22 protein-coding genes, 1 tRNA gene and 1 pseudogene are annotated in these 24,745 nt (G+C 40.1%); 15 read left to right on the forward strand and 9 right to left on the reverse strand.

Going from position 1 to position 24,745, the window contains the following annotated elements:
* Positions 1–160 precede the first annotated feature (160 nt).
* The 3 genes from ACNKW3_RS08525 to pepA form a co-directional block, all read right to left on the reverse strand.
* Entirely contained in the window at positions 161–2,932 is a 2,772-nt protein-coding gene (locus tag ACNKW3_RS08525; protein WP_427398862.1) for a valine--tRNA ligase, read from the reverse strand.
* Positions 2,933–3,012: 80 nt separating this feature from the next.
* Positions 3,013–3,459 (reverse strand): DNA polymerase III subunit chi, encoded by a 447-nt coding sequence (locus ACNKW3_RS08530; RefSeq protein WP_427398863.1) that lies wholly within the window; start codon positions 3,457–3,459, stop codon positions 3,013–3,015.
* Between the two features lie 4 nt (positions 3,460–3,463).
* Positions 3,464–4,969: a leucyl aminopeptidase gene (gene pepA, locus ACNKW3_RS08535; RefSeq protein ID WP_427398864.1), complete on the reverse strand. Its 1,506-nt coding sequence runs from the start codon at positions 4,967–4,969 to the stop codon at positions 3,464–3,466.
* A gap of 207 nt (positions 4,970–5,176) precedes the next feature.
* On the opposite strand from pepA, the gene lptF reads away from it, so the two are divergent.
* Positions 5,177–6,274, forward strand: coding sequence for an LPS export ABC transporter permease LptF (gene lptF / locus ACNKW3_RS08540; RefSeq protein ID WP_427398865.1), 1,098 nt, complete (start codon positions 5,177–5,179; stop codon positions 6,272–6,274).
* Positions 6,267–7,328 carry an LPS export ABC transporter permease LptG gene (gene lptG, locus ACNKW3_RS08545; RefSeq protein WP_427398866.1) on the forward strand — a complete coding sequence of 354 codons (1,062 nt, stop codon included), beginning with the start codon at positions 6,267–6,269 and terminating at the stop codon, positions 7,326–7,328. Before lptF ends, lptG begins: the two co-directional genes overlap by 8 nt.
* Before the next feature lie 38 nt (positions 7,329–7,366).
* On the opposite strand, the gene ACNKW3_RS08550 is transcribed toward lptG, so the two are convergent.
* On the reverse strand, positions 7,367–7,864 hold the full coding sequence (locus ACNKW3_RS08550) for an RDD family protein (RefSeq protein ID WP_427398867.1): 498 nt from the start codon (positions 7,862–7,864) through the stop codon (positions 7,367–7,369).
* A gap of 213 nt (positions 7,865–8,077) precedes the next feature.
* Between ACNKW3_RS08550 and ACNKW3_RS08555 the strand changes: the two genes are divergently transcribed.
* From ACNKW3_RS08555 to ACNKW3_RS08595, 9 genes are all read left to right on the forward strand, one after another.
* Positions 8,078–8,164: transfer RNA gene (locus ACNKW3_RS08555), tRNA-Leu, on the forward strand.
* Positions 8,165–8,327: 163 nt separating this feature from the next.
* On the forward strand, positions 8,328–9,566 hold the full coding sequence (locus tag ACNKW3_RS08560) for a tyrosine-type recombinase/integrase (protein ID WP_427398868.1): 1,239 nt from the start codon (positions 8,328–8,330) through the stop codon (positions 9,564–9,566).
* An 89-nt stretch (positions 9,567–9,655) separates the two neighbouring features.
* Positions 9,656–10,513 (forward strand): hypothetical protein, encoded by an 858-nt coding sequence (locus tag ACNKW3_RS08565; protein WP_427398869.1) that lies wholly within the window; start codon positions 9,656–9,658, stop codon positions 10,511–10,513.
* A gap of 94 nt (positions 10,514–10,607) precedes the next feature.
* Positions 10,608–10,889 carry a helix-turn-helix transcriptional regulator gene (locus ACNKW3_RS08570; protein ID WP_427398870.1) on the forward strand — a complete coding sequence of 94 codons (282 nt, stop codon included), beginning with the start codon at positions 10,608–10,610 and terminating at the stop codon, positions 10,887–10,889.
* A 13-nt stretch (positions 10,890–10,902) separates the two neighbouring features.
* Positions 10,903–11,202 carry a helix-turn-helix domain-containing protein gene (locus ACNKW3_RS08575; RefSeq protein WP_427398871.1) on the forward strand — a complete coding sequence of 100 codons (300 nt, stop codon included), beginning with the start codon at positions 10,903–10,905 and terminating at the stop codon, positions 11,200–11,202.
* Positions 11,189–11,434 (forward strand): hypothetical protein, encoded by a 246-nt coding sequence (locus ACNKW3_RS08580; RefSeq protein WP_427398872.1) that lies wholly within the window; start codon positions 11,189–11,191, stop codon positions 11,432–11,434. Before ACNKW3_RS08575 ends, ACNKW3_RS08580 begins: the two co-directional genes overlap by 14 nt.
* A 9-nt stretch (positions 11,435–11,443) precedes the next feature.
* Positions 11,444–11,854 carry a hypothetical protein gene (locus ACNKW3_RS08585; protein ID WP_427398873.1) on the forward strand — a complete coding sequence of 137 codons (411 nt, stop codon included), beginning with the start codon at positions 11,444–11,446 and terminating at the stop codon, positions 11,852–11,854.
* A gap of 726 nt (positions 11,855–12,580) precedes the next feature.
* The gene (locus ACNKW3_RS08590) at positions 12,581–12,760 is read left to right on the forward strand and encodes a hypothetical protein (RefSeq protein ID WP_427398874.1); all 180 of its coding nucleotides are present in this window, start codon (positions 12,581–12,583) and stop codon (positions 12,758–12,760) included.
* 777 nt (positions 12,761–13,537) lie between these two features.
* A complete protein-coding gene (locus ACNKW3_RS08595) occupies positions 13,538–14,338 on the forward strand; it encodes a hypothetical protein (RefSeq protein WP_427398875.1) in 801 nt (266 codons plus the stop codon).
* A gap of 653 nt (positions 14,339–14,991) precedes the next feature.
* Here the strand turns inward: ACNKW3_RS08595 and ACNKW3_RS08600 are convergent.
* The 3 genes and pseudogenes from ACNKW3_RS08600 to ACNKW3_RS08610 form a co-directional block, all read right to left on the reverse strand.
* On the reverse strand, positions 14,992–16,233 hold the full coding sequence (locus ACNKW3_RS08600) for an IS4 family transposase (protein ID WP_427398876.1): 1,242 nt from the start codon (positions 16,231–16,233) through the stop codon (positions 14,992–14,994).
* A 138-nt stretch (positions 16,234–16,371) separates the two neighbouring features.
* Positions 16,372–16,515 (reverse strand): annotated as a pseudogene (locus ACNKW3_RS08605) (ATP-binding protein); the annotation flags it as partial.
* A 45-nt stretch (positions 16,516–16,560) separates the two neighbouring features.
* Positions 16,561–18,531, reverse strand: coding sequence for a tetratricopeptide repeat protein (locus tag ACNKW3_RS08610; RefSeq protein ID WP_427398877.1), 1,971 nt, complete (start codon positions 18,529–18,531; stop codon positions 16,561–16,563).
* Between the two features lie 132 nt (positions 18,532–18,663).
* On the opposite strand from ACNKW3_RS08610, the gene ACNKW3_RS08615 reads away from it, so the two are divergent.
* Complete coding sequence (locus ACNKW3_RS08615) at positions 18,664–20,193, forward strand: hypothetical protein (protein ID WP_427398878.1); 1,530 nt, start codon at positions 18,664–18,666, stop codon at positions 20,191–20,193.
* A 235-nt stretch (positions 20,194–20,428) separates the two neighbouring features.
* On the opposite strand, the gene ACNKW3_RS08620 is transcribed toward ACNKW3_RS08615, so the two are convergent.
* On the reverse strand, positions 20,429–21,820 hold the full coding sequence (locus ACNKW3_RS08620) for an FAD-dependent oxidoreductase (protein WP_427398879.1): 1,392 nt from the start codon (positions 21,818–21,820) through the stop codon (positions 20,429–20,431).
* A 273-nt stretch (positions 21,821–22,093) separates the two neighbouring features.
* Between ACNKW3_RS08620 and ACNKW3_RS08625 the strand changes: the two genes are divergently transcribed.
* From ACNKW3_RS08625 to ACNKW3_RS08635, 3 genes are all read left to right on the forward strand, one after another.
* Positions 22,094–22,438, forward strand: coding sequence for a LysR family transcriptional regulator (locus tag ACNKW3_RS08625; protein ID WP_427398880.1), 345 nt, complete (start codon positions 22,094–22,096; stop codon positions 22,436–22,438).
* 12 nt (positions 22,439–22,450) lie between these two features.
* A complete protein-coding gene (locus ACNKW3_RS08630; RefSeq protein WP_427398898.1) occupies positions 22,451–22,972 on the forward strand; it encodes a substrate binding domain-containing protein in 522 nt (173 codons plus the stop codon).
* Between the two features lie 138 nt (positions 22,973–23,110).
* Complete coding sequence (locus tag ACNKW3_RS08635; RefSeq protein ID WP_427398881.1) at positions 23,111–23,845, forward strand: hypothetical protein; 735 nt, start codon at positions 23,111–23,113, stop codon at positions 23,843–23,845.
* Between the two features lie 67 nt (positions 23,846–23,912).
* On the opposite strand, the gene ACNKW3_RS08640 is transcribed toward ACNKW3_RS08635, so the two are convergent.
* Positions 23,913–24,596 carry a hypothetical protein gene (locus ACNKW3_RS08640; RefSeq protein WP_427398882.1) on the reverse strand — a complete coding sequence of 228 codons (684 nt, stop codon included), beginning with the start codon at positions 24,594–24,596 and terminating at the stop codon, positions 23,913–23,915.
* Between the last annotated feature and the right edge of the window lie 149 nt (positions 24,597–24,745).

Below are 24,745 nucleotides of genomic sequence, written 5' to 3' on the forward strand. Positions count from 1 at the left end.
ACAAATTAATATTTATGCGAAAATTTTGGCGATTTACTTATCAATTTTTATATCCGTTTAAGCGACTGAGTGATATTTCAAACGGGAATATAATTAAAAAAGATAAAGGCAAAAATAAAAAAAAGCACCATAAGGTGCTTTTGATAGGCTTTAGTGAAAACTAAATATTTTTGATTTTTTCAATTTGCTCACTAATTTTAGCAAACTGAGATTCAAAATCCTGAAGCTTTTCGCGTTCTTTTTGAATAACGTCTTCAGGTGCTTTAGCCACAAAGTTCTGATTATTCAGCTTTCCTTGGACTCGTTGCATGTCTTTTTCAAGCTTTTCAATATTTCTGGTAAGGCGCTTCAACTCAGCGTCTTTATCGATTAAGCCTGCCATGGGGATCATAAGTTCCATCTCACCCACTAAAGTAGTTGCTGACGCAGGTGCTTCTTGGTCACTCTCTAACAAGCTGATGTCTTCTAATTTTGCTAAGTTCTGAAGGAAACCTAATGTCTCATCTAGCCAAACTTTGTCTTGTTCTGACGCGTTTTTTAACAGCACTTGTAACTTTTTCGAGGGTGCTATGTCCATTTCCCCGCGAATATTGCGTACACCAATGATAAAGGTTTTAACCCATTCAATGACTTGTTCAGACGCTAAATCAATTTTGCTGGCCTCTACTTGAGGGAAACTGGCTAACATGATGCTGCTTAGGTCATCTTTACAGGCTGAAAGCGGTTGTACTCGCTTCCAGATTTCATCTGTAATGTAAGGCATAAACGGATGTAGTAAGCGCATTAAGTGCTCAAGCACGTTTATCAGAGTATGGCGTGTACCTCGCTTTTCTGCATCGCTGCTTTGCTCTGAATTTAACACGGGTTTACTCAATTCTAAATACCAATCACAAAATTGATTCCAAGTGAATTCATATAGACTTTGCGCAGCAAGATCGAATCTGTAATCTGCAAGATGTTTCTCGAAGGTAGCCAAAGTATCTTGAAAACGGCTCCAAATCCATTTGTCAAAAATACTTAACTGCAACTCACCACCATCTCTGCCGGTATCATGCTCTTCGCAATTCATTAATACAAAACGCGATGCGTTCCATATTTTGTTGCAGAAGTTACGATAGCCTTCAACACGATTCATACTAAAATTAATGTCGCGATTATTTGAAGCTAAAGCTGCAAAGGTAAATCGCAGAGCGTCTGTACCATAGGCATTAATGCCTTCAGCGAATTGCTTTCTTGTAGCCTTTTCTATTTTTGCCGCAAATTGAGGTTGCATCATGCCCGAAGTCCGTTTTTGCACTAGGGCTTCAAGCTCGATGCCGTCAATCAAATCAATAGGGTCTAATACGTTGCCTTTTGATTTAGACATTTTATCGCCATTCTCGTCACGAATGAGACCCGTAATATAAATATCTTTAAAAGGGATTTTACCGGTGAACTTTTTGGTCATCATGATCATTCTGGCAACCCAGAAGAAAATAATGTCAAAGCCTGTCACCAATACTGAACTGGGCACAAATGTGTCAAGTTCTGGTGTTTGTTCTGGCCACCCCATGGTGGCAAAGGGCCACAACGCAGAAGAGAACCAAGTATCTAGCACATCATCATCTTGTTTCAGAATAACCTGGTCTGAAAGGTTATGCTTTTCTCGAACACTGGCTTCGTCTTTACCAACATAAACTTGACCATTCTCGTCGTAGAACGCAGGGATTCGATGTCCCCACCATAGTTGGCGAGAAATACACCAGTCTTGGATATTGTTCATCCACTGGAAGTAAGTTTTTGACCAATTTTCAGGTACGAAGCGAATTTCACCTGATTCCACTGCGTCTATTGCAGGTTTAGCCAAGGTTTCTACTGCAACATACCATTGGTCGGTTAAGTAAGGTTCTATGACCACACCGCTTCTATCGCCGCGCGGTACTTTCAATTTGTGAGGATTAATGTTTACTAGAAAACCCTCGGCTTCTAAGCGCTCAACGATTTTCTTTCTCGCCTCAAATCTATCTAAGCCTTGAAATTCCTCTGGTGCATTTTGGTTTATTTTAGCTTCGTTGGTCAGCACGTTGATCATGGGTAAATTATGTCTTTTACCCATATCGTAGTCGTTAAAATCATGGGCAGGTGTGATTTTAACGCAACCTGTACCGAATTCAGGATCAACATAATCATCGGCAATTATCGGTATTTCGCGGCCCGTAATGGGTAGGCGAATAGTTTTACCCACTAGCGCACTGTATCTTTCATCTTCAGGATGAACGGCAACAGCTGTATCTCCAAGCATAGTTTCAGGACGCGTTGTTGCTACTTCAATGTGGCCGCTGCCGTCAGCGAGAGGATAGCGCACATGCCACATGAAGCCATCTTCTTCTTCATTAACCACTTCAAGATCCGATACCGCTGTTAGCAACGCAGGATCCCAATTAACCAAACGCTTTCCTCGGTAAATCAAGCCTTCATCGTACAATTGAATAAATACTTCTTGTACTGCGTTTGAAAGGTTGTCATCCATGGTAAAGACTTCTCTGTCCCAATCGGGCGAGGTACCTAAACGGCGCATTTGTTGAGTAATATTGCCACCGGATTCTTGTTTCCACTCCCAGATGCGTTCAATGAATTTTTCGCGACCTAGATCGTGTCTGGTAAGTTGTTGAGCATTTAATTGACGTTCAACCACCATTTGAGTCGCTATACCGGCATGATCAGTACCGCATTGCCACAAGGTGTTGTCACCTTTCATTCGATGATAACGAATTAACGCATCCATAATGGTATGTTGAAACGCATGCCCCATATGAAGACTGCCTGTGACATTTGGTGGCGGCAATAAAATGCAATAAGGCTCACCTTGTCCACTAGGACGAAACATACCTTGAGATTCCCAATGTTGATAACAGGCTTTCTCAATTTGACTTGGATTAAAGGTCTTTTCCATCAATCATTCTCTTACTATTTAATATTGCTGATTAGCCAGCAAACTACTCATTAAACTATTTATTATTCGTTAGGAAATTCTTACGCTGAGAGCTTTTCAAACACCATTTCACAACCGGCTTGCTTATAGCTTGCATAACGTTTTCTAGCAGCACTTTTTTGTTCTTCATCCACCGGCACAAAATCAAAAATTTCACCCAGCGACTGAAAATTATCCAAATACTCAAAAGACAAATTAATAACCAATCGTTTATTGCGGATTCGGGTGCCAGATTTCAATTTGTCTAACGTCAAAATTTCAACTGGCGCAGGTTTATCGTCACCTTCACCATACAAATTATGTGCAATAAACTGATCAGCAGGTTTTTCCCATAAGGTCTCATCTATGGTTTCTGCCTGAGTATCATCGGTGCAAACCACTGTAAGATAAGATTTCCCATTATAAGCTTTAGCGACCAATTGCACTGCTATATCAACATAATCTTGTGACGAAGCATCTTCTAGTTGGTAAAAAACAACTTTAGTCACTGGTTTATTCGCCGTTGAGTAAGTCAACCTTATTAATAAGGTATTGGGTTAACATAGGCACGGGTCTGCCTGTGGCGCCTTTATTTGCGCCACTGACCCATGCTGTACCAGCGATATCTAAATGAGCCCACGTATATTTCCGGGTAAAACGCGACAAAAAACAAGCTGCGGTGATTGTGCCTGCTGGTCTTCCACCAATATTAGCCATATCAGCAAATGGGCTATCAATTTGATCTTGATATTCATCCCATAAAGGTAAACGCCAAGCGCGATCTGAGCTTTGTTCTGACGCATTAATAATATCGTGAGCCAAAGGGTTATGACTACTTAGCACGGCTGTAGCATGCTTACCAAGTGCAATAACACAGGCGCCAGTTAAGGTCGCAAGATCGATCACCACTTCTGGATTATACTTTTCAACAAAGGTTAAAGCATCGCATAACACCAGTCGACCTTCAGCGTCTGTATTTAGCACTTCAACCGTTTGACCTGACATAGTGGTTAAAATATCCCCAGGACGATAGGCTTTGCCGTCTGGCATATTTTCGCAGCCAGCCAGTACACCTATAACGTTCAGCGGTAAATTTAACGCCGCAACTGCATGCATGGTACCTAAAACGCCAGCAGCACCGCCCATATCGTATTTCATCTCATCCATAGCTTCGCCAGGTTTAATTGAAATACCACCAGAATCAAAGGTTAGACCTTTGCCGACTAATACAATGGGTGCTTGGTCTTTTGGGCCACCGTTGTGATGGATGATGCTCATAATAGATTCATTTTCTGAACCGCGACCAACTGCTAAATAGCTTTCCATCCCTAAGGCTTTCATGGCTTTTTCATCAACCGTTTCAAGGCTCAATGAATCAAATTCTGCTACCAGTTCGGCAGCTTGTTCATTTAGGTACATTGGATTACAAATATTAGGCGGCATATTAGCCACGTCTTTACATGCTTTAATACCACGGCTTATAGCAAGCGCATGTTCAATAGCGGTTTCGCCAATGGTGAGTTCTTTTCTGGTCGGTACATTGAACACCATTTTGCGAAGTGGACGACGAGGCTCGCCCTTTTTACTTTTGAGTTGTAAAAAGGTGTAAACAGAATCATTGGCAGCTTCTACCGCTTGTCTGACTTTCCAATAGGTATCTCGGCCTTTCACATGCAATTCGGTCAGGAAGTTAACCGCTTCCATAGAGCCAGTTTCATTTAAGGTTTTGATGGTTTTTGCAACAATTTGTTTGTATTGACGTTCGTTCAGCTCGCGCTCTTTTCCGCAACCAACCAAGAGTACTCGTTCACTGAGCACGTTTGGGACATGGTGCAATAACAACATCTGACCTGCTTTACCTTCCAGATCGCCGCGTCTGATTAGATTACTGATATAACCTTCACTGACTTCATCAAGTTGTTCTGCAACAGGGGTTAATCGACGCGGTTCAAATACGCCGACAACTATACATGCACTGCGTTGTTTTTCAGGACTGCCGCTCTTTACACCAAATTCCATGTTGTGTCCTCTTTTGGTACCTAAATAGGATTATTGTTATGTTTATATTGTTATTATATTTTTGGCTGTAGTAGATTGCCGTGTTTGTGCTAAACTGAGCATAAATAAATGGGCTCAAGACAAAAACGTTCGTAAACGCTAAGTTTACCGCATTTATTGCGCCTTTCCACCAAAAAACCAATTTTTGTATAGAAAGTTACTGATTAAATGTTGATATTTAAATATTTACTGCGAGAAACCTTTAAATCCCAAATCGCGGTGTTTTTTATATTAATGTCAATATTTATCACACTTAGATTTGTACGCATATTAGGTGACGCGACAGACGGAAATGTACCTGCAGATTTAGTATTAGGCTTTATTACCCTTTATTTTCCTGTTTTAGCCAGTTTAGTGCTGCCAATAAGTTTATTTCTAGGCATTATGCTGTCTCATGGCCGGCTGTACGTGGAAAGTGAAATGACGGTGTTAAAGGCGTGCGGAGTGAGTGAATGGTATGTCACTAGAGTTACCCTGGTTTTCTCACTGTTTATTGCAGTGTTAACCGCTGCAGTTACCATGTATCTGGCACCTTTGGCCCTTGAAAAAGAATATCAACTTAAAGAGGATGCGGCGGCTAAATCTGGCATTGCTGCATTAATCCCCGGAAGGTTTCAGTCTGTATCTGAAAATGAAGCTGTGATTTTTGTGCATGACTCAGAGAACAATCAACTGAAAAAGGTATTTTTATCTCGCCAACAAAAAGGCAGTGACGATCTTCAGTTCATTTACGCAGAAACCGGCCAAATTGTCGAAGGTGATGCCGGCGAACAAAAGTTAATAATGTCAGACGGCGCTCAATATCAAGGGAAACGCAAACACAGTGATTACCACATAGTCAATTTCGATGAATATTCCATTGTGGTCGCAGAAGGAGCCTCAGAGCAAGAACGGAGAAAACTAGCGGCAATTCCTACTAGTGAATTGGTTACTATGGACGGCATCGAAGCCGCAGCTGAACTCCAATGGCGATTAGCGATACCCTTAAGTTTACCGTTTCTGGTTCTGATAGCTGTCCCTATGTCGGCGGTCGACCCAAGGCAAGGTCGCTTCGGTAAGATGCTTCCTGCATTATTGTTGTATCTAGGATACTTCTTACTCTTACTAGCCTCAAGACGCGTTATGGAAGATGGTAAAATACCTGCGTCCATCGGCCTTTGGTGGGTGCATTTTATCATGGCACTTATTGGCTTAGGCCTGATTGCTCGAGATAGAAAAACTGGCGCTTACATTCGACAATTCTTTTTGCGGGATCGAAATGCTTAAAATACTCGATTTATACATCGCCAGAACCCTGCTAAGCACAATTACTGTGACCTTATCGGTCCTTATAGGCTTAAGTGCTTTGATCAAATTTGTTGAGCAATTAAGGCGGGTTGGCCAAGGTGATTATGATATGACGGTGGCGGCGCTTTATGTGTTACTTAGTTTGCCACGGGAAATCGAACAATTTCTGCCGATGGCCACTTTGTTGGGCGGACTTATCGGAATGGGGTTACTCGCTCAAAGTAGCGAGTTGGTCGTAATGCAAGCCGCAGGGTTGAGCCGTCGACAAATTACGCTTTCAGCAGCAAAATCTGTAGTCTTTGTAATTATTGCCATGATGGCACTCGGCGAATTCGTCACTCCACAAAGCGAAAGTAAAGCAAAAGAAATTCGGACTCAGGCATTATCTGGCGGCAGCTTGCTGGCCTCAGACAGTATTATATGGGCAAAAGATGGGAATAATTTTGTCAGTATTTCTGAAGTGCTTGGGCAAAATAAGCTGAAAGATATAGACATTTACGTATTTGATAGCGACCTGACTTTAGCCAATGTAATATCTGCAAAACATGCTGATTTTCAGCAAGATTATTGGCGTTTGTCTAACGTTACCACCACAACAATCGATGAAGCTCAAATAAGTCGAACTTTTTTAAATTCAGTTGATTGGCAAAGTAGTTTATCGCCAGATAAGTTAGGCATAGTAGCGGTTAAACCTGAGGCCCTTTCCATTCGCGGATTAAACGATTATGTCAATTATTTAAAAAATAACGACCAAGACTCATCTCGTTATGAATTAGCATTCTGGCGCAAAGTTACCCAACCAATCTCGGTGATCGTAATGTTACTGCTTGCCATGTCTTTTATCTTCGGACCGCTGAGAAGTGTCACCATGGGTGCGCGGACCATTATGGGTGTGTTGGCTGGCTTCTTATTTTTTATCAGCAATGAAATGTTCGGCCAGGTAAGTTTGGTATTCCAACTGCCTCCTGTGGCCGGGGCAATTCTGCCCAGTATTGTTTTTGCGACTGTGGCGGGCTATTTACTTAGGCGATAATTTACTTAGTTGATAACTTACTTAAGTGATAAGTAAAGTTACCAATTTGTATGGTCATTTTCGAGTTTGGTTAATACTAAAACTTCAGTATTTGCTAACCTATCCTGCAACGACTGTTTGTTCTTCAAGTCAAACAACACCAACAAGGTTCCCAAGCCGCCTAGCGAGGCTAACATTCTACCCAGTAAATGTAAGTAGGACATTTCCTGATTTTCTTTCAAAGCAAAGATTCGCAAACGCCAAGCGCGCATGCCAAGTGTTTGGCCTCCGTGCTTCCAAAACCAAAGGAAAAACGCAATCACCCAAAACCCTACCCATATTTGAATGATAATTTTGTACAGCAAAGACCCCTGAATCACATCACTGACGTGCTCATACCCTTGCTTGGACAGCAGGTTATTTTCAAATAAAATAGTGAGCACTAGAATAATCAACAGTGCGGCACACATGCCAACAGCGATAGCTACCAAAGCATCGTAAACCATTGCTGCTAATCGTCTAAAGAAGCCGGCTCTTGCCTTTACATTTGTATCCAAAACTGAGTACTACCTTAGAATTTTTTGATGATCCTAGCAGGTTTACCCATGAATGCTACAGTTTCTAAGCAATTTAATTTGGCCAAATGTTCACCACTTAATCAAAATTTCATCAGTTGATTATAGAAAGTTTAGCAAGTGCAAAATATTACTTGATAGTGACTGTTTTATCGTTATAATTCACCGCACTTCGCTAATGCGACTTTCCACATTGCCAGAGTGGCGGAATTGGTAGACGCAGCGGATTCAAAATCCGCCGCCCGTGAGGGTGTGCCGGTTCAAGTCCGGCCTCTGGTACCATGTTTTTATTCGAAAACATTCTATAACAGTCGAAACCCTTTAAATATAAAGGCTTAAGGCAGATTTTAGTATCTATAACGTTCCGTACGAGTTTGTAACACTCGCCAGAATATGTAACATTATTTGTAACATTCACTCTATGTACCGAAAATGGTGTTACAAAATGGCTATAGAAACGCTAAAACTTAACCCAATGCAGATAGAAGCAGCGAAAGCAAAGGATAAAGAATATAACCTTTCTGACGGAGCTGGTTTGTTTCTCCGCGTTAAGCCTAATGCAACTAAGCTATGGATATTTAACTTCTCACAACCTATAACAAAAAAACGTCAATCAATAAGTTATGGTGTTTATCCAGAGGTTACGCTCGCTGACGCTAGAAAAAAAGCGGAAATCGACAGAAAGCTTTTAAAGCAGAATAAAGATCCTAAGCAAGAACGTGACAAAGCTAAAGCGAATGAACTCCACTCTAAACTTACCACTTTTAAACTAGTTGCAGATAAATGGCTGGAACTGCAAAAACATAAAATAGCCCCTACTACTTATAAGAAAACTAAACGTTACTTTGAAAAAGACATTATTCCTACCATCGGTCACATTGCCATTAAGGAAATTACAGCTCAACATGGTATAAATGTTATAGAAAAAGTGTCAGGGAGAGGAAGCCAAGAAATAGCAAGAAAAACAGCTAGAACACTTAACCAAGTTATGACATTTGCAGTCAATACCGGACTTGCACCCTACAATCCGTTAGCAGGTATCAAAGAAGTCATTCCAAAAACCAAAGTTACCCACCGGCCTACACTCCAAGTTAATGAAATATCAGAATTAATGAATGCTCTGCGCTATTCATCAGCTAAAGTTACTACTAGATGCCTTATAGAATGGCAACTACACACTATGACAAGACCGCGTGAAACAGCCGAAGCAAAATGGTCAGAGATAGATTTTAAAAATAAACTTTGGATCATTCCAGCAGAGCGCATGAAGATGAATAGAGAGCACCGTGTACCACTTACAATTCAAACATTGAATATACTTGAAACAATGAAGTCCTTTAGCGGTAATAGAGATTTTATTTTTGCATCTCACAATAAGCCTAATTGTCCGGTAAATGCTCAAACGGCAAACAAAGCGCTTCGAGATATGGGTTTCACTGGCAGGCTGGTGGCACATGGATTAAGGGCTTTAGCAAGTACGACATTAAATGAAAATGGCTTTGACGATGATGTTATAGAAACTGCACTTGCACACGGGGATGAAAATAAAATCAGAAAAGCATATAACCGTGCACAGTATATTGAAAAACGAAGGGTAATGATGCAATGGTGGTCGGACTGGGTCGAAAAGGCTAAATCAGAAGCCCCTAACATCAATAAATATAATATAGTAAATTTGAGATAATAAAATTAACATATCCAAGGCTTAATACTAAACAGATAGCTTTCTGAATGAATGGAACGGTGAATATTTAAGGAAAATTTGAGGGAAATATGAAATTAGTTTTGAATGAGATCCCCTTGTTAGATTGCTGTAAAGAATGGGGTTTAGAACCTGAACAAGTGCTTAAAATGGCCCATAGAGGAAAAATTATATTAGTTTTTGATTGGTTAAACCTTATTACAACGTTTAAGAAAACCGAGGCTGATAAACAGTTTTATTTGCTTACTGGTTATTACAAGCCTGATAGTCAAAAAAGAGCCGACAAATATCAACATGATATTACAGAAAGAACAATCTCCGCAGTGGCTTATTGTCGAGATATTGAGATGAGGCTTGCCACTTTAAATATGCCAGCAATTCATGAGCTTACTTGTACGGAAAGCATTTGGGCTGATTTTGGTCATTCAATAGATGGAAATTGGATGTTTCAACTCAAAGAACATAGAGAGTTTGATTATTGTAGACTACCCCGCTTAACCTTTAATTCTAGAAGTGACAAGTTCTGGGTATCACCTCTTACTTTCGATAAATTGCTGGTTTTACGAAAAGAAAAAGAGATGTTTGAAAAAGCTGTAAAATCGGGAGATATTGAGAAATATGAATATTCCAGAGGCCCTAACCCAACTGTAAATAACCTTGCATTGGATTTAGATAATCAAATAAATGATTGGGCCGTTAATGACTGCTCGAAAGCACTTTTATTATTCATTTGTAAAGTCGTAGAAGAGTCTAAAAATAAGAGTAGGTTTTTAAAACCCAATGGCACTTTTAATATTGATACGCTTGCAAACTACATACTTGATGTCTTTAAGGATAAGCCTACATACGGTTTTGCTAAATCAACTCTTAAAAGCCAAATTAAGGAATGCATTGATAAGCACTATCGAGATATAGAAGGGGATCTGTAAAAGTTTCAACTGAAATGTGATTTTTTCATCTGAAATTAATTAGCCTTTAAAACTAGTAATTTTTATTCGTCCAATAACTATAAGGTAGAGACGAATGAATCTGAACAACGAAATTAATATCTTACGAAAGCCAGAAGTTATAAAAATCACTGGTTTATCTAATACAAGCATTTTTGAACGAACCAAAGACGGTCTATTTCCCTCCAGTGTTTCATTGGGCGGGCGAGCGATTGGGTACATTGAACACGAAATTAGAGCAGTATTGACAGCCCGAGCTGCAGGCCATTCAGATCAGCAAGTACGAGAATTGATAAATTCTCTTCATAAGCAAAGACTAGAGTCTGGAAACAGACTAATAAGTCTTATGGTAGCCTAGGAGGAGTGATTGTATGAAAAGAGCTCCTAGTGAACCCAGAAGCGCTCTTAATAACAAAGACACGAGTGCACAAACACAACGCCTTCAAATATTAACATTATTGCGTGAAAAGCAAAGTGTAAATACACCTGAGTTCCGAGATTTTGGAATAATGGCTCCAGCTCCGAGAATTTTTGAATTACGAGAAGAGGGTTACAGAATTAAGAAAATACTTGAGACATATCAAGATCGCACTGGAAAAATACATTACGGTGTCGCTCGGTATTATCTTTCAAGCAATACAGAATTGGAGTATCAGTGTGAAGAAATGTGAAATATTCGAGCATCTAGATTCCATGCAGAGAAAGCTCAATCAAGTAACAGTACTTTCAAAGATAATGGAGAGCAAAAGTGCTTCTACAAGTATTGCAGATAATCATCAGCGAATTGTTAATGGAATTATAGCTGATATTGCTGAACGCAATGAGGTTATATTCAATGAACTCTGCGATTCAATTTCTCACTTGTATATTGTTAACGACGCAGTTACTGGCGATTCCGATTAAGGGATCGCTATGTCAAAATATTTTCGAGAAAAAAAGAGTGTTAGATTTGCTGGAGTTCCTCATTCTGTAATGGAAAACAAAAGTTACATTGAACTCAGTTACAGCGCTAAAGCATTGTTATTTGAGATTGCTAAGCAATACAATAAACATAACAATGGGAAACTATGTGCAATTCCAGAACAGCTAAAAGTGCGAGGCTTTGGTTCAGCAACAACGGTTTATGGCGCGGTAAGAGAGCTCTTAGATTCTAATCTAATAATCTACAGCAAGGTGGCTATGAAAGGTTCTAGGCAACCTCATTTCTATGCTATTACTTGGGAAAAGGTTAATACAAATCCTGGGTTTGAAATGGATATAGAGCCAACAAATAAACCTTTAAGAGCATTTAGTTTAGAGTTTAATAAATCACTTGTTGCATAGGTTTTTAAATAGACATTTTTTGGTGTTGTGAAATTTATCAGCACCAAAATTTGTTTTTATTTCTTTGTAAATAAAGCTCATTCAATGAATATTTCTTTACTCGTATTAAGATACCCAAACATCTCCAATTTATTTGAAGAAAAGAATATATTAAGTTTTTTTGATGTAAGGTTTTGTAAGGTTTTTATTAGAACACGATTGCAGCGCTGCGGTTTCAAAATAAACAATAAAGCATCCTCACATTAGATTTTTCTATAAACAATTTTTGGTATTGAAACTCCATTTATTATGCATATTTTGGTGTTGTAAAAATTAACAGCACCAGAATCTGTATTTGTCTTATGTAGGGGAAACAGAAAAGCAATATCCCTAAGGTTAACAACTACTAACATACAACTACAATTATTGGTTATCTATATATATAGCCATACCTACTAGAAATTATTAGCTATTCACTAAGTAACTTTTTACCAATACTTGGAGTAAATATTAGTCGGAAAATTGCGGAGAAATAATTTGGCGCAAAAGAAAAAAGTTTAGTCGCTATTTCAATTCGATAAAAATAAATCAGACATTTAATTAACTGATTAAAAGAAGAGTTTAGCGAGTGTTTTCTTGTCTAATGACCAACGCGTTTAAAATCAAAACTGAACCGATGGACAGTTGTAGTTAAAATATTGAGGTTTAAAATTGTTACCTGAATAAACAACTTAAAGTACACGTGAAATGCAAAATTTGGATGAATGGCAATATCAATATATTGAACAAATCGACTCGCTGCTTAAAGCGCTCATACAAGCTGAGTATCAAGACAATAATAAAAATCCTTACCATTTCCTTAAATCTGACAAATTAGGCTTCCTGAAGCTTGCTAGAGAGCGAACTAAGGCTCTTTTGGGTGAATAATATAGTTGTATGAAAACCTTTTAGCTACCTTTGAGCTGGTGGCTATGCGGGTAATACGCACCTCAACGTGCACAGTGTGGGAGGATTTTTAAATGCAAAGCAACAACAACATCGAATTAAGAGTAAAGCGCTAGAATCAGTTAAGGTACTTCTAGGAGCTTTAATTGCGGGAGTTCGCAGCCGCACAATTTATCTAGTGCGAGAAATTTTGAAATCGAGTTGTTGTTTATATGATCACTTCTAATGTCAGATAGGGAGGGGCTCATCAAAAGTCTGCAGGTAAAGCTAGTCAGTACCGTTGTTGCAACACATTTTTTATGCCCGCAACTTTAAAACGTTTTTTCATCAACCGAGCAGAAAATCGGGTCCAGAATTACTATATAAAAGAAGACGTTTAATAAAATTCTCGCTTAATAAAATCTATGACATAAAATTAAAAGTTCATAGACAAACATTTCAATTTAATAAATACGTGGGGATTATTGACACATTTTACTAAATTAAAAGGAGTAAGATTGTAACATTTGCCAATTTTCTGTAACTTATAAATTAAAAAAATTATTTCTCAGTTAAATTATTTCTCAATAAAAAAGGACACGGAAGTTGGATTTAATTATTCTCGCAATAACATCATCGTTAATACTGGTGTTTTTAATATTGTATCTAACGAATAAATTCGGCAAGTTAGTTGTTCACTACATATGTTTGCGGCTCTTTCATAAATCTCCAGTAGTAGACTTTTTGTCTAGTCGGTTAATTCAAGTAGGAGCAACTTTTTTGAGTACTGCTTATTTTCTTACTCTAGACATATTTGGAGATGATATAGATTTCATATCAAATAACAAAGAAATACACAAAATCGTCTTTGCATTTGTTCTATTGGGTACCTTTTTGCTGATCCTTGTTAAGGAAGCTTCCGACGTTATTTCTGAACGTCTAACAGCTTCAAACAACAGAATATCAAACAAGCTTTCAGTAATGGCAACTAAATCGGTATTAGCAAAACTCACAAGAGTACAAAACCAATCAAAGTATTTGAAGAAAAACAGCAATGTGTTTAAAACTATTGCAGATCCAGATGACCAGATAAGCATACTGATCACTGAGTTCGTTGATCTTATTAGTGCTAGTTTTCATATAGATAGAGACAATATAGCTTTAACCATCCTAACGGTTGAGGAAAATAAAAAACCTTACTTTAAAGAAAAAAATCACCGAAACTGGAGAAGGACAACACCAAAAGAACTTTTGGATAATAACTCAGCAGCCAAGAGATGTATTGAAACTGGACAGCCTATTTTTTTATGCTCAAAAGTAGAGGCTGCAAAGAACGATAAATACTTTTTGTCTGAGCGAGATAAAGAAAATGAAGATGGAAGTATTTACTGTTATCCCGTTATTATTGATTTACCGGATCGCTTAATCCAAAATATTATAAGCGTTAGCACTTATAATGCTAAACTATCCGAGAGTTATGACGATGTTAAAAGTAAAGCTATACTTCAAGTCTTCAACGACGTTTGTCGAAGAATAGAATTAGAACTTACATTGAGTAAAATAAAATTATGGACAAATTAGATAAAATCGATTCCAACTATGAAGGATTGAAACATAGGTTGCACATAGCTATAACTAAGTTAGCATCTAGATTAAGAGCCCAAGAACCACAATCACGATATGAGTTAATATCCTTAGCTACAGCGCTTGAGAACGCTTTAGCCGAGCAAAAAAATATAACTCGAATGGAAAAGCTTAGGCGTGCAAAGAAAGCTGCACGCAAGAAATCTCCAGAAACCGAGAGTGAATGAACTCAGATTTTAAGGCGCTTGGTTTGTCACCAAATTAAAATCAGTCAATATGTTTGACATAGGTTTAATTTCATTTAAGTGCTAGATATTATGGTGCATAAAGTACTTCGACTCTCTGAAACTTAAACTATAGCGCATTTGCAATCTGTAACATCACTCGTAACACTGAAAACAATCAGCATGCACCATAACATTATATTTCATAGGCTTACGCGCCTTATTCAAGTCCGGCCTCTGGTACCATATCTTTGATATAAACTACGAAGATATACACAAACCGACTGTTGTCGGTTTTTTTGTGCTATTTCAATCAATTGTACTCGGAATAATTATCTGTGGCTCTACCCCATTAACGGGGGATCAACATTCATCTCGTTCTATTAATTAATTATTCCATCCCATCTGGTGACCGGCGGAGCCCTTTTAATTCGACTCTGACCCTGAGGGATCCCCACGAATTTTAATTCCAACACAAAGCATACTCTTCTGTTGTTTTTTTAAATAGAGAATTGCGGATAACCACTGTTTTATGGTTATTCGCAGTTCACTTTGGCGAATTAACCTGGCAGCCATGTAACAGTAGCTCAGTACTCGTCTGTGCTTGATAGTGTTAGCTTGAAAGTGCTTTGCCAAGCCCGCGAATTCTGCCGCAATACCAATAAAATTCATGAGGAACAATGCTAATGTGCCAATTAGAACGAGCACCGATAATCGTTGAGAACTGCGTGATTCATGCAGTGACATTCCTAAACCAAACCGAGCGCTTTTTTGGTCACGGAATCCTTCTTCAATCTGCATACGGGATGCATAGCATTTTACTATAGCTTGCGCTTGGACGTCAGAATCTGTTGGTAGAGAGGTTGCCAGTAACCATGGCTCACGCGAGGCCGCGGCCGCATCTCTACTAGGCTTATCACGCCTTGATTGGCCGAAGCGATTCAGAAGCTTTCTGTTTTTAGGTGGTATTTTTATCAAGACCCAATTGGCTACCAATGGGTTGGTTTTGGTAAACATGATGTTTTGCCACCACTGTGGTTTACTCTGAGCTTGAGCATAAATTTCTTTGCAAGACATCCAGTTATTGCCATTGTCTAAGGTATATAGGGTACGGTTTCGGATTCGACCAACATAGTCCCAATTCAAACTCAGCACATGTCGAAACCAAGGCACCCGAAAACCTGCATCGGTGACGATGTTAGGCTTACAACCTACTGGCAACATACTTTTAAGCTGTTTGAGAAACCTCAAATGTACAGTGGACTTCTCTTTGTGACAAAGTGGATGCACCTGTTCATACAGCGTAATCGAACGTCCCTCATAAGCTAATGATGCTCGTAGTAAAAAGTGACGTCGACAGGCATCCAAATCTGACCAATCTACTAGGATGACTGGGCGAGGCTGTGATGCGACGACAAGTTTCACTAATTCCGCATAAATCATCGGAAGCTCACCATATAAATGCTTATTAGAACACAGCCTATCAGCGCGCTTAATCCTATGTTTTTCATAGGCTTTGCTGCTTATCCCACGGCCTAGCTGAGTGACTGTTAGCTTGCTTTGATGCATTGCTCTTTTAACACAGGAGCCCAGTGCCTTTCGACGTTGAGAGTGCATATTAGGCGTGACGAGTTTGACGAAACGGGTTAGGATTTGCAGAGCATTCATGGCGTATCCTTGAAAGATTTGTTTGGCGATAGATCTGATCACCGAACGCCATGAATGTTCCTTTCGATTTTATCTTTTTGTTTCAGCTAATAATTTTGTGGGGATACCTCAGATTCTGACCCCTTTTATCCTTTTATCTTGCCCAAAGGGTAAATTGCTGGTTAGGACAATAGATACTTTTTCATAGCGTTTCGCTATCACATCGAACTGTAATTTTGATTCATGTGCACTGAATGGCTGATAACCTACTTCATCAACAATGAGTAATCGAGGAGATTGCACTGAATTGGGGATTAAAATGAAGGCGTATCTGGCGCAAAAATAATATTACCTGAAATCTGGAGAAAGCCGGTACACAGGACAATGTTCTGCAGCTTCTTCGAGCAATACGTTTGCCTGAGTCGTTTCGTCCAACAGTTTAAATGCCAATGCTTTTCTTAAATAAGCAGGGGGGGAGAGCTCAGTATTGCTAAGCTTCTTAAGCTCGCTAAGCCACTGTTCGTGATTTTGAGCGTCTGCTATTAACTGAATTTGATAATACAGGCGATACACTTGGTCATCCAAAGAGGTGTTGTCTCTTAGGTGGTCCCGCTCAAGAATCTTTAACGCTGTTCTAGAGGCTTCTTTGGCCTCTTCTAGACGATTGAGTTGTCTATATGCTTCGGCTAAATCTCCCCATTGTTGATGTATTCCAGCGTCTTGGTTACCAATGAGCTCTTGTACTTCAAGTCTTAAATCTAACGCCCGCTGATAGTCGCCTTGATAATAGTGAATAGCAGACAGCCCTTCTAAGGGCATATATGACTGAGGTGCCAATTGACGGGCAGTCTCAAACTTTTCTTGGGCGACGTCTAACTCAGACTTGCAAAGGTACATAAACCCCAGATTAGATAGAATTAATTCATTGGGCTTTATCGCAACCTGGGATTCCCAAGCCTTTATTGCGTTGTCTTTGTTGCCACTATAAAACTCCATAATTGCTAGCAGTTGAAAAGGACGCCAGTAATCTTCAAGTACCAATGCAGCTTGACGGGCAAAACCCAAGGCTTGATTTAGCTCATCTTTATCACCAGAACTGCGATACAAGTTGAAATATACGGTGGCCAAACCCATTAGTGCTTCAACATTACTGGGGTGCTCTTGAAGTAGGGTTTCAAACTGAGACCTAGCGAGGTCTCGCTGGCCAGTTTTATCATGTAAAAAGCCAAGAACCGTCTGAACATAAAGGTTATTTGGAGAAAGGGAGTTTGCTTGATGACATTGCTTCGTGGCTTGCTCCAGTAGCGCTTTTTCGTTTTCTCTCCAACTTTCATGGATGGATATCTCGCACAATAATCCATGCGCCGGTCCATAAAACGGGTGGTCACGCAGTAATTGCTCAATTAAGTGCTGTGCCTCGTTTAGTGCTTCAAATGACTGATAGTCTTCAATCAACTCTCTGGCTTTTAAATAATTGCGTTGCTGGCCTAGGCTCAGCATCGCTTTGCTCTCAATCGGTTTTTTGGTACGAACAAGAAGGTAGGTGTCTTGTTTTAATCTTTCTTGCACATAAGGGGTGGAATACAAGGTGTCTAACTGGTCTTGCTGGCTGATATTTTCCACCGACAATACTTGATCAAAAGTGCCATCAGATAGGTACAGCCTGATACCATTGTAGCGGCCAACAGAAATCGATTCTACCATTAAAACCCAATCACTCTGGAACGACTTAATGAGATCAGAGGGACTCTCTTGAAAGCTGTTTAGAGCAAGCGGGACGACAGTCACTTGAAACTGCTCGCTATAAAGAGTGCTTAACTTTTCTGCAATGAGGTAAAGCCGTTTATCCTGCGGGTAAATCAATAAGCTCTTTTTCATGCCCGGCAAACTGAAAGTTGAGGAGGAAGAGGGGCCTTGGCTCAGAAATCCGATACCCGCTAAAAAAACGATCAATAACCCCAAACCAATGTACAAAGGCACGCGAGTCTTGGGCTTGCTTTCTGAGGTTGGCTCGTCAGGCAAGGAGGTGGAGCGCTCCTTGTCTTCTGAACTTTGATACAAGGTGTAGGCTTTTACATTGAGCGCAGCAGCTATTCGTTCCAACGATTGAGGCTCAATGAGTATTCCTCTAAACGCTTTACTGACTAAATCTCTAGGTGCTGAATCAATACCTTCAATAGAAGCAATCTTTTCTGCCAATGCAGCTTGGGTTTTAAATCCTGATTGACGCAAAGCCTGTTCTAATTTCGCCCTAGATGCACGTACGCCTCTTTGCCGCGTTCTTTTTTCGTTATTCCTTGTATTGCTGCTACTTGGCACGGGTTGCCTGCTCCTGAAGACGTTAAATCCGTATAAATCCGCTTATCTACGTTTAGCTGCGGATGCATGGTTTTAATCCTAAGGCAAAGATGGTTCACGTTCAATTCCACAAATTAAAAAAAGGAACGTTAAATGAAAAGCTGCATCATCAAAAACGGCATAGTGAAAAACCATGTATCAAAGCTAGCTGTTATTTTTTTCTCTTTGTCACTATCCAACCACGCGCTGGCAAATGAAGCGGATTGTATTCAGGTTTATCCCTGGGCAGAAAAAGGCTATGAATGGGTTAGAAATGAAAGAGGGGGCTTTCATCAAGGCAATCGAATAATTAAGGCATTGGAAGATGAGTACTTTATTCCGGTATTTCATAAATCCTTAACTGAATTTAGTGAGAGTGACCTGGGTGCCTTGCAAACCCATCTCAATACTTGTCATAAAGCCGGTCGTGAGCTGGCACATAAAGCGTCAAAAGCAGGAGACCGAGCAACGGGGCAGGTGTATGTAATGGCGAATCAATTTATCGCCAGCGTACTGCGTTCAAAGTTAACTCAAAACCTTCCATCAAACTTCATTAATACTATGTTGAATCAGCAAGGTAATTTAGTGAAAAGAAAAGCGGCTATTGCCGATGCTGAACGTGCACTGAGCAAAGCCCGAAGCCTTGCCGCCAATTCAGATAGCTTGTTGTCATTGGCTCAGATGAAAGTTGCACCCTATCTGGTTTTTTTAAGTGAAGAGCACAAAAGTGCATTTCTTGATGAAATAACCAGTATTAACGCAGGTCTTAAAAAGCAGCTGGAGCAACAGCAAATCGCTGCATTTGACAGCTATGAAGATTCTCTAGCGGGTTTAGAGGCCTTTTTACAGGACAGAAAACCTAATAGACGCACGCGGGAGCGTATGAGAGGCAGTCAATCCAGAGAATTGGAGATGGCTATTCACGCCAAACTACAAGGTTTGTCAGAAGCCGCTATTTCAGATGCAGTAAATCAATTGGAAGGTTTTGACTCTACTCTTGAAGGGTTGCGATCGTTAATCAAGTTCCAGCAACGTGTCACATTGGCCCTGCGTCAGGCCAAAGCCATGGGAAATTATCGCTTTGACAAAGCCTATAAAACCAAGCTGGATGAGCTAGCTACAGCATCACTGAAGGAGTTTGAACAGGAGCTGGCGGGTTATGCCGTCAATAAGAAAAGCCTGACGACTATTAATCGCGCGGTACAAAGCCTGTTTTCTCAGCAACCATTGCCGGCCAACATTGAACAGTACAGAAAGGTCGCTTTGGCACAGGCAGAATCTATGCAAATTGCACTGACCAAACAGCGTTGCTATCAGGCTATTGCTGGCGTTCAAATAGACATGGACGACTTGGATGTCGGGTTATTGGATGGCAAAGGGGCCAGTACATTAGGGTTGTTTGTCTGTCGACTCGATGATCGAGGTTATGAGCTTATTAGCTATCAAGCACCAGGCTTTATTGGCAACACCCATGTCTTGAAGGTGAAAACCCCAAGAGGGATAACGTTAACGCTCAACTTAGAGCCATTGGAAGTCAACGAAGGTGAAGAATTACTGGTAGGCGTATTAGCAAAAGATGTGTCACAAGAAACAGAGTTCACCATAGCTCAGTGGCAGGATTATGCCCAACAATTGATCCCGTAATACTGTGTTTACACATGTGCAGGTGGTGACAAACTACCTGCACTCTCTTGCAAATACTGACGTATTGATAGAGCTAATAAATCAGATTTTGGACACGCAAAAACTGTCAGTGCCGGTTTGCCACTACACTCCCCGTCAATTCCTTGTGAAGATAATCAATCTTCACAAGGAATTGACCCTCTGGTACCACTATGCAAACTGAGCCAACGAAAGTCGGTTTTTTTTGTGTCTAAATTTATAGCTTAGCCAAATGCTTACCTAAAACATAGCCTTGCGTGTAGTTATGACCAAGGTTTAGTCCTGCTACTGTCATCGGATATTCAACTCCACCGAAAAAGTTGCCGGCGCAGTTTCCAGCAGCATAAAGCCCTGGAATAGGCTTGTCGTTAATATCGAGACATTGCAAATTCTCATTTACTTCGACACCAGAACAAGACATAGACATACCTAACAAGCGATGAATGCCATAAAACGGTGGCTTGTCGATAGTTTTTAAGTATTTGCTTGGCTTGCCAAATTCTGTAACTTTACCGGCTGCAACCATTTGATTGTAATTTTTGACTGTTGTTAGAAATGCTTCTACGTCAGTAATACCTAATTTTTCAGCGAGTTGTTCCAACGTATCAGCTTTCACTGTGTTGATAAGATCTACTTCTACGCCTTGGCGCTCAACGTCTTCTTCTGGCATCCATATTTTTAACTCTTCCGGTGACACCAGTTCTCCTGACCAGTCAGCCGCTTTACTCATGAAGTCTGCATCGAAGATCTGACAGTAATGACCTTTGTTTTGAGCATCAAGCACATAGTTGTTCATCAGCTCCATACCCAATGTCTCATCACAGAAACGTTTGCCGTTTAGCTTAATTCGCATAAATGGCTGATCGCACATTGGGCCAGAATCAAAGTCATGACACATTTTGGTGTGTCCTAGGTTTTCAATTCTACCGCCGGCCCATACAATCATTTTATGGCCGTCTCCTGTTCTACCTAACTTCTTAGGTACAAGGTTAGCGACATCCGGTAAATAATAGCCCATCATATCTGAGTCGTTCTGGTAGTCACCAGTGGCCACCACTACAGCTTTTTTCGCATTAAACTGCACATAGCCAGATTCAGTTTGCGCAATAACACCAACAACTTTGCCATTTTCAACTACCAGCTGTTTTGCAGGTGTGCGGAAAAAAGTTTCTACCCCTTGCTGTTCCGCCATTCTGCACAGTGATTTGAGAGCATCTCCGATATCATAAGGCTTAGGACCGAAAAACGAGGTCACAAAGTTAATTTTATAACCGTTTTCTTCCAGCAGTCCTCCGTGGGCGTTATTGCCTAAATCAGAAACTTGAGCGCCGGCAGCTTTTGATTTTTCTATTAACCAATTGACCGCTTCTCCTGAGTTCTGAGCCCAAGAGCTTAATAATCCGCGCTTTGGCCTGTGTCCAGAGTCAGCCATCAAGCGAGACAATAAGGCCTCTACATCTGCACTTTCGCTGTTTGCCAGATCAATGCCAGAACCCACATTACCGCAGGCTGAGGCATCATCCTCTTTTTGCAAAATTGCAACTTTGGCTCCAAGTTCGTTTGCAACAAGAGCACAAGGCACACCAGGTGTTCCTGCTCCAATAACCACAATATCGAACTCTTTTATTTCTTTGATATCAGTGATTGGGGCAGTTTTTTTTTAAAACTCGGGCATATCGGTACTGACATGTCCAATTACAGTATCCTTTTTATCAGACATTTTTTTCTCCAATTTCTTGTAACAGGCCTGCGGCTTGTGCCGCAGAAAAAACTTTCATTTAAAACTACAAATTAATTAGCTTTGTAATTAAATAATAAAGTCTTTTTTGTTTAGAAAAAGGGACTAAAATGTACTTCATTGTTTCATAAATCGAGCAAATAAATGGATAAAGTTACTGCGGCAAAAGTCTTTATTGATGTGGTACATTCAGGCAGTTTCACAGCAACTACAGAGCGGTTGGAGATGTCGAGGCCAATGGTCACTCGCTATATTGAGTCCTTGGAAGACTGGCTTCAGGTAAGATTATTACACCGCACCACGCGCAAGATATCACTTACATCTAAGGGAACACAGTGCTTACCTCAAATTGAAAAGTGGATGAACCAAGCCGATGAACTAGTTTCAATGACAGGCTCCCATGATAGATTAACTGGCACTATTCGCATTGCTACTAGCACATCCTTTGGATTTGCGAAGCTATCAGCGGCAGTAACCGCTTTTATGTAACGTCACCCTCAGATCGCCATAGACGTGGATTTGCGGGATGAAACAGCTGATTTAGTGGAGCGGCGGCTAGATTTGGCGATTAGGATTACATCAAACCCAGATCCTGCATTAATTGGTAAGCCGATAGGTAATTGCCAATCAATTTTAGTAGCATCGCCGGATTATTGTAAGACTAGTCCTAAGATTCAAAAGCCAGCGGACCTCGCTCAACATCAATGCTTGGGATATAAACATTTCGATTATCATACTTGGTATTTACAAAGTGGAACTGAGCATGCATCTGTGAACATACAATGCAGATACACAGCTAACGAAACCACTAACCTCCTGTATGCAACTCTGCATGGTGCCGGAGTTGCTTTGCTTCCAACTTACCTTACTGATCGTCACATTTCATCTGGTGAGCTTATTCATGTTCTGCCCAAATGGAAGCCTAAAGATCTTCAAGTGTATGCGCTTAATTCTTCGCGCAAAAATTTACGCCCCGCGGTGCGTCAACTAATTGATCATCTTGAATGCTATTTCCAAACATAGGTAAATTTTAAACCTGATGTTCAAAGCTTTAGCTTTTCCTTTATTTTTTAGAATTATTTTAGGTTTTTTTTAGGTTTTTTTGCTTCGCCATAAATATTCTAACGTTTCTCAAGTTATAAATTTAAAGGAATATTTGGAATGAAATCTGTTAGGAAAATACTTGTATCTATTGGACTGCTAGTTAGCTCATCAATATGTACAGCTGAAATTATCAGCTATCACGGATATACCCATGATACATCCACCAATTATGTTACTGGAGGTGGTTTAGAATGGTTGCAGTGGACAGCCACCATAGGACTCACGTTTAATGAAGCCATGGAGCAATATTCGGCTGATGGATACAGATTCGCCACCGCCAATGATATGCAAGGCATATTTAATAGCTTTGGGTGGGGAGGTACTCTTGACGTAACAACAGGTGGACGTCAGCTAGAAATATTAGTCGATGAAGAAGACAGTTTCGGCCTCGCTAATGAATTTATTGCTTTATTTGGTGATACCTATGATGCTTCAGGTTTGTTCTATAGCGTTAACGGTCGAGATCGACATGAATTAAGTAGAGTTTATTACCTAAACGGCGAAGCTTTTGGGAACCCATATATTCGCAGTTTTTCGGTCGCAGACGAATACTGGGTACAAACAGACTCTAGATATCCAGCATATTTAAGTCCTGGATGGGCAAGACTAGATAGAGATTATCTAGGATATTACGATACTATTGGTTATAGAGCATCTATGTATGGCATAGCCCTTGTGAGAGATGCTGCAGATGATGATACAACTTCAGTCTCTGAACCTGCACTGTCAAGCCTGTATTTACTCACATTTTTCTTGTTATTAAGGCTTAAGGCTAGATTTAGAAAAGTTTAATAGAGGTGAGTATATTGAGACAAAGGTGCGAGCGGAGTCTCCGCTTGCACCTGAAGTTTACTATTTTTTACCTTAACCTTTTAATGCCTTTATTTTTAAGTCCAATCATTAATAACAGGGCGCCTAGAATTGCGATCGACTCTGGTTCACTGACTTCTCTAACTAAGGCCACACTTACTCCTTCATAGACTTCATCAGGCATGTAGAATGTATCTTCAAACAAGAGCGCGGCGTTATCGTATGAAGTGCCTTGATAGGTCATATCTGACTGAATGATTGCGCCATTAAAAAATCCGTTACCATTACTATCTTGGCCATAGATAGCGGAACTGAATGAACGAGCTAACTCCCCTACCCCTGAATCACCGCCATTTTCGTAAAAGCTAGTCCCTAGAAATGCAATAATGTCATCATAAATAGTAGCTGCATCGACCAAAGGGAGTATTTGTAAATAAGACTCTACTTCATCACTGCCAAAAAAATTCGCTGGCGCAATATTGAAACTGTTAAAAAGATCTGCCATTTCGACATTAGTGGCTAAACGCCAACCTTGTGAGCTGTATGAAGTTAGTGCGTCATTCACAGAAAGTTCTACGGTTTGGTCCCAGCGTAACCATTCAACTCCGCCACCTCTAAAAACATTCTCCCCTGTGGTATATTCATAATCGCCAAATTGTATGGTTGTGGCAGTTGCAAAGAAGCTCCAAGTCATTAGCCACATTAACAACATATAAGATGTTCGCTTTTTCATTCAATTCTCCATTTCAATAGTAAGTTAATTACCGGCACTCGATACGGCTGTTACTTGAGTTCCTAGGAGAAATGTAAAAAAAACAGATTAAAAAGAACGGAAAAAAACTAAAAAAAACCTAAAACCGAATATTTAAGCATTTAAATTTA

Origin of the sequence: Glaciecola sp. 1036 (genome assembly GCF_050306235.1) — a bacterium.
Classification (GTDB): Bacteria; Pseudomonadota; Gammaproteobacteria; order Enterobacterales; family Alteromonadaceae; genus Glaciecola.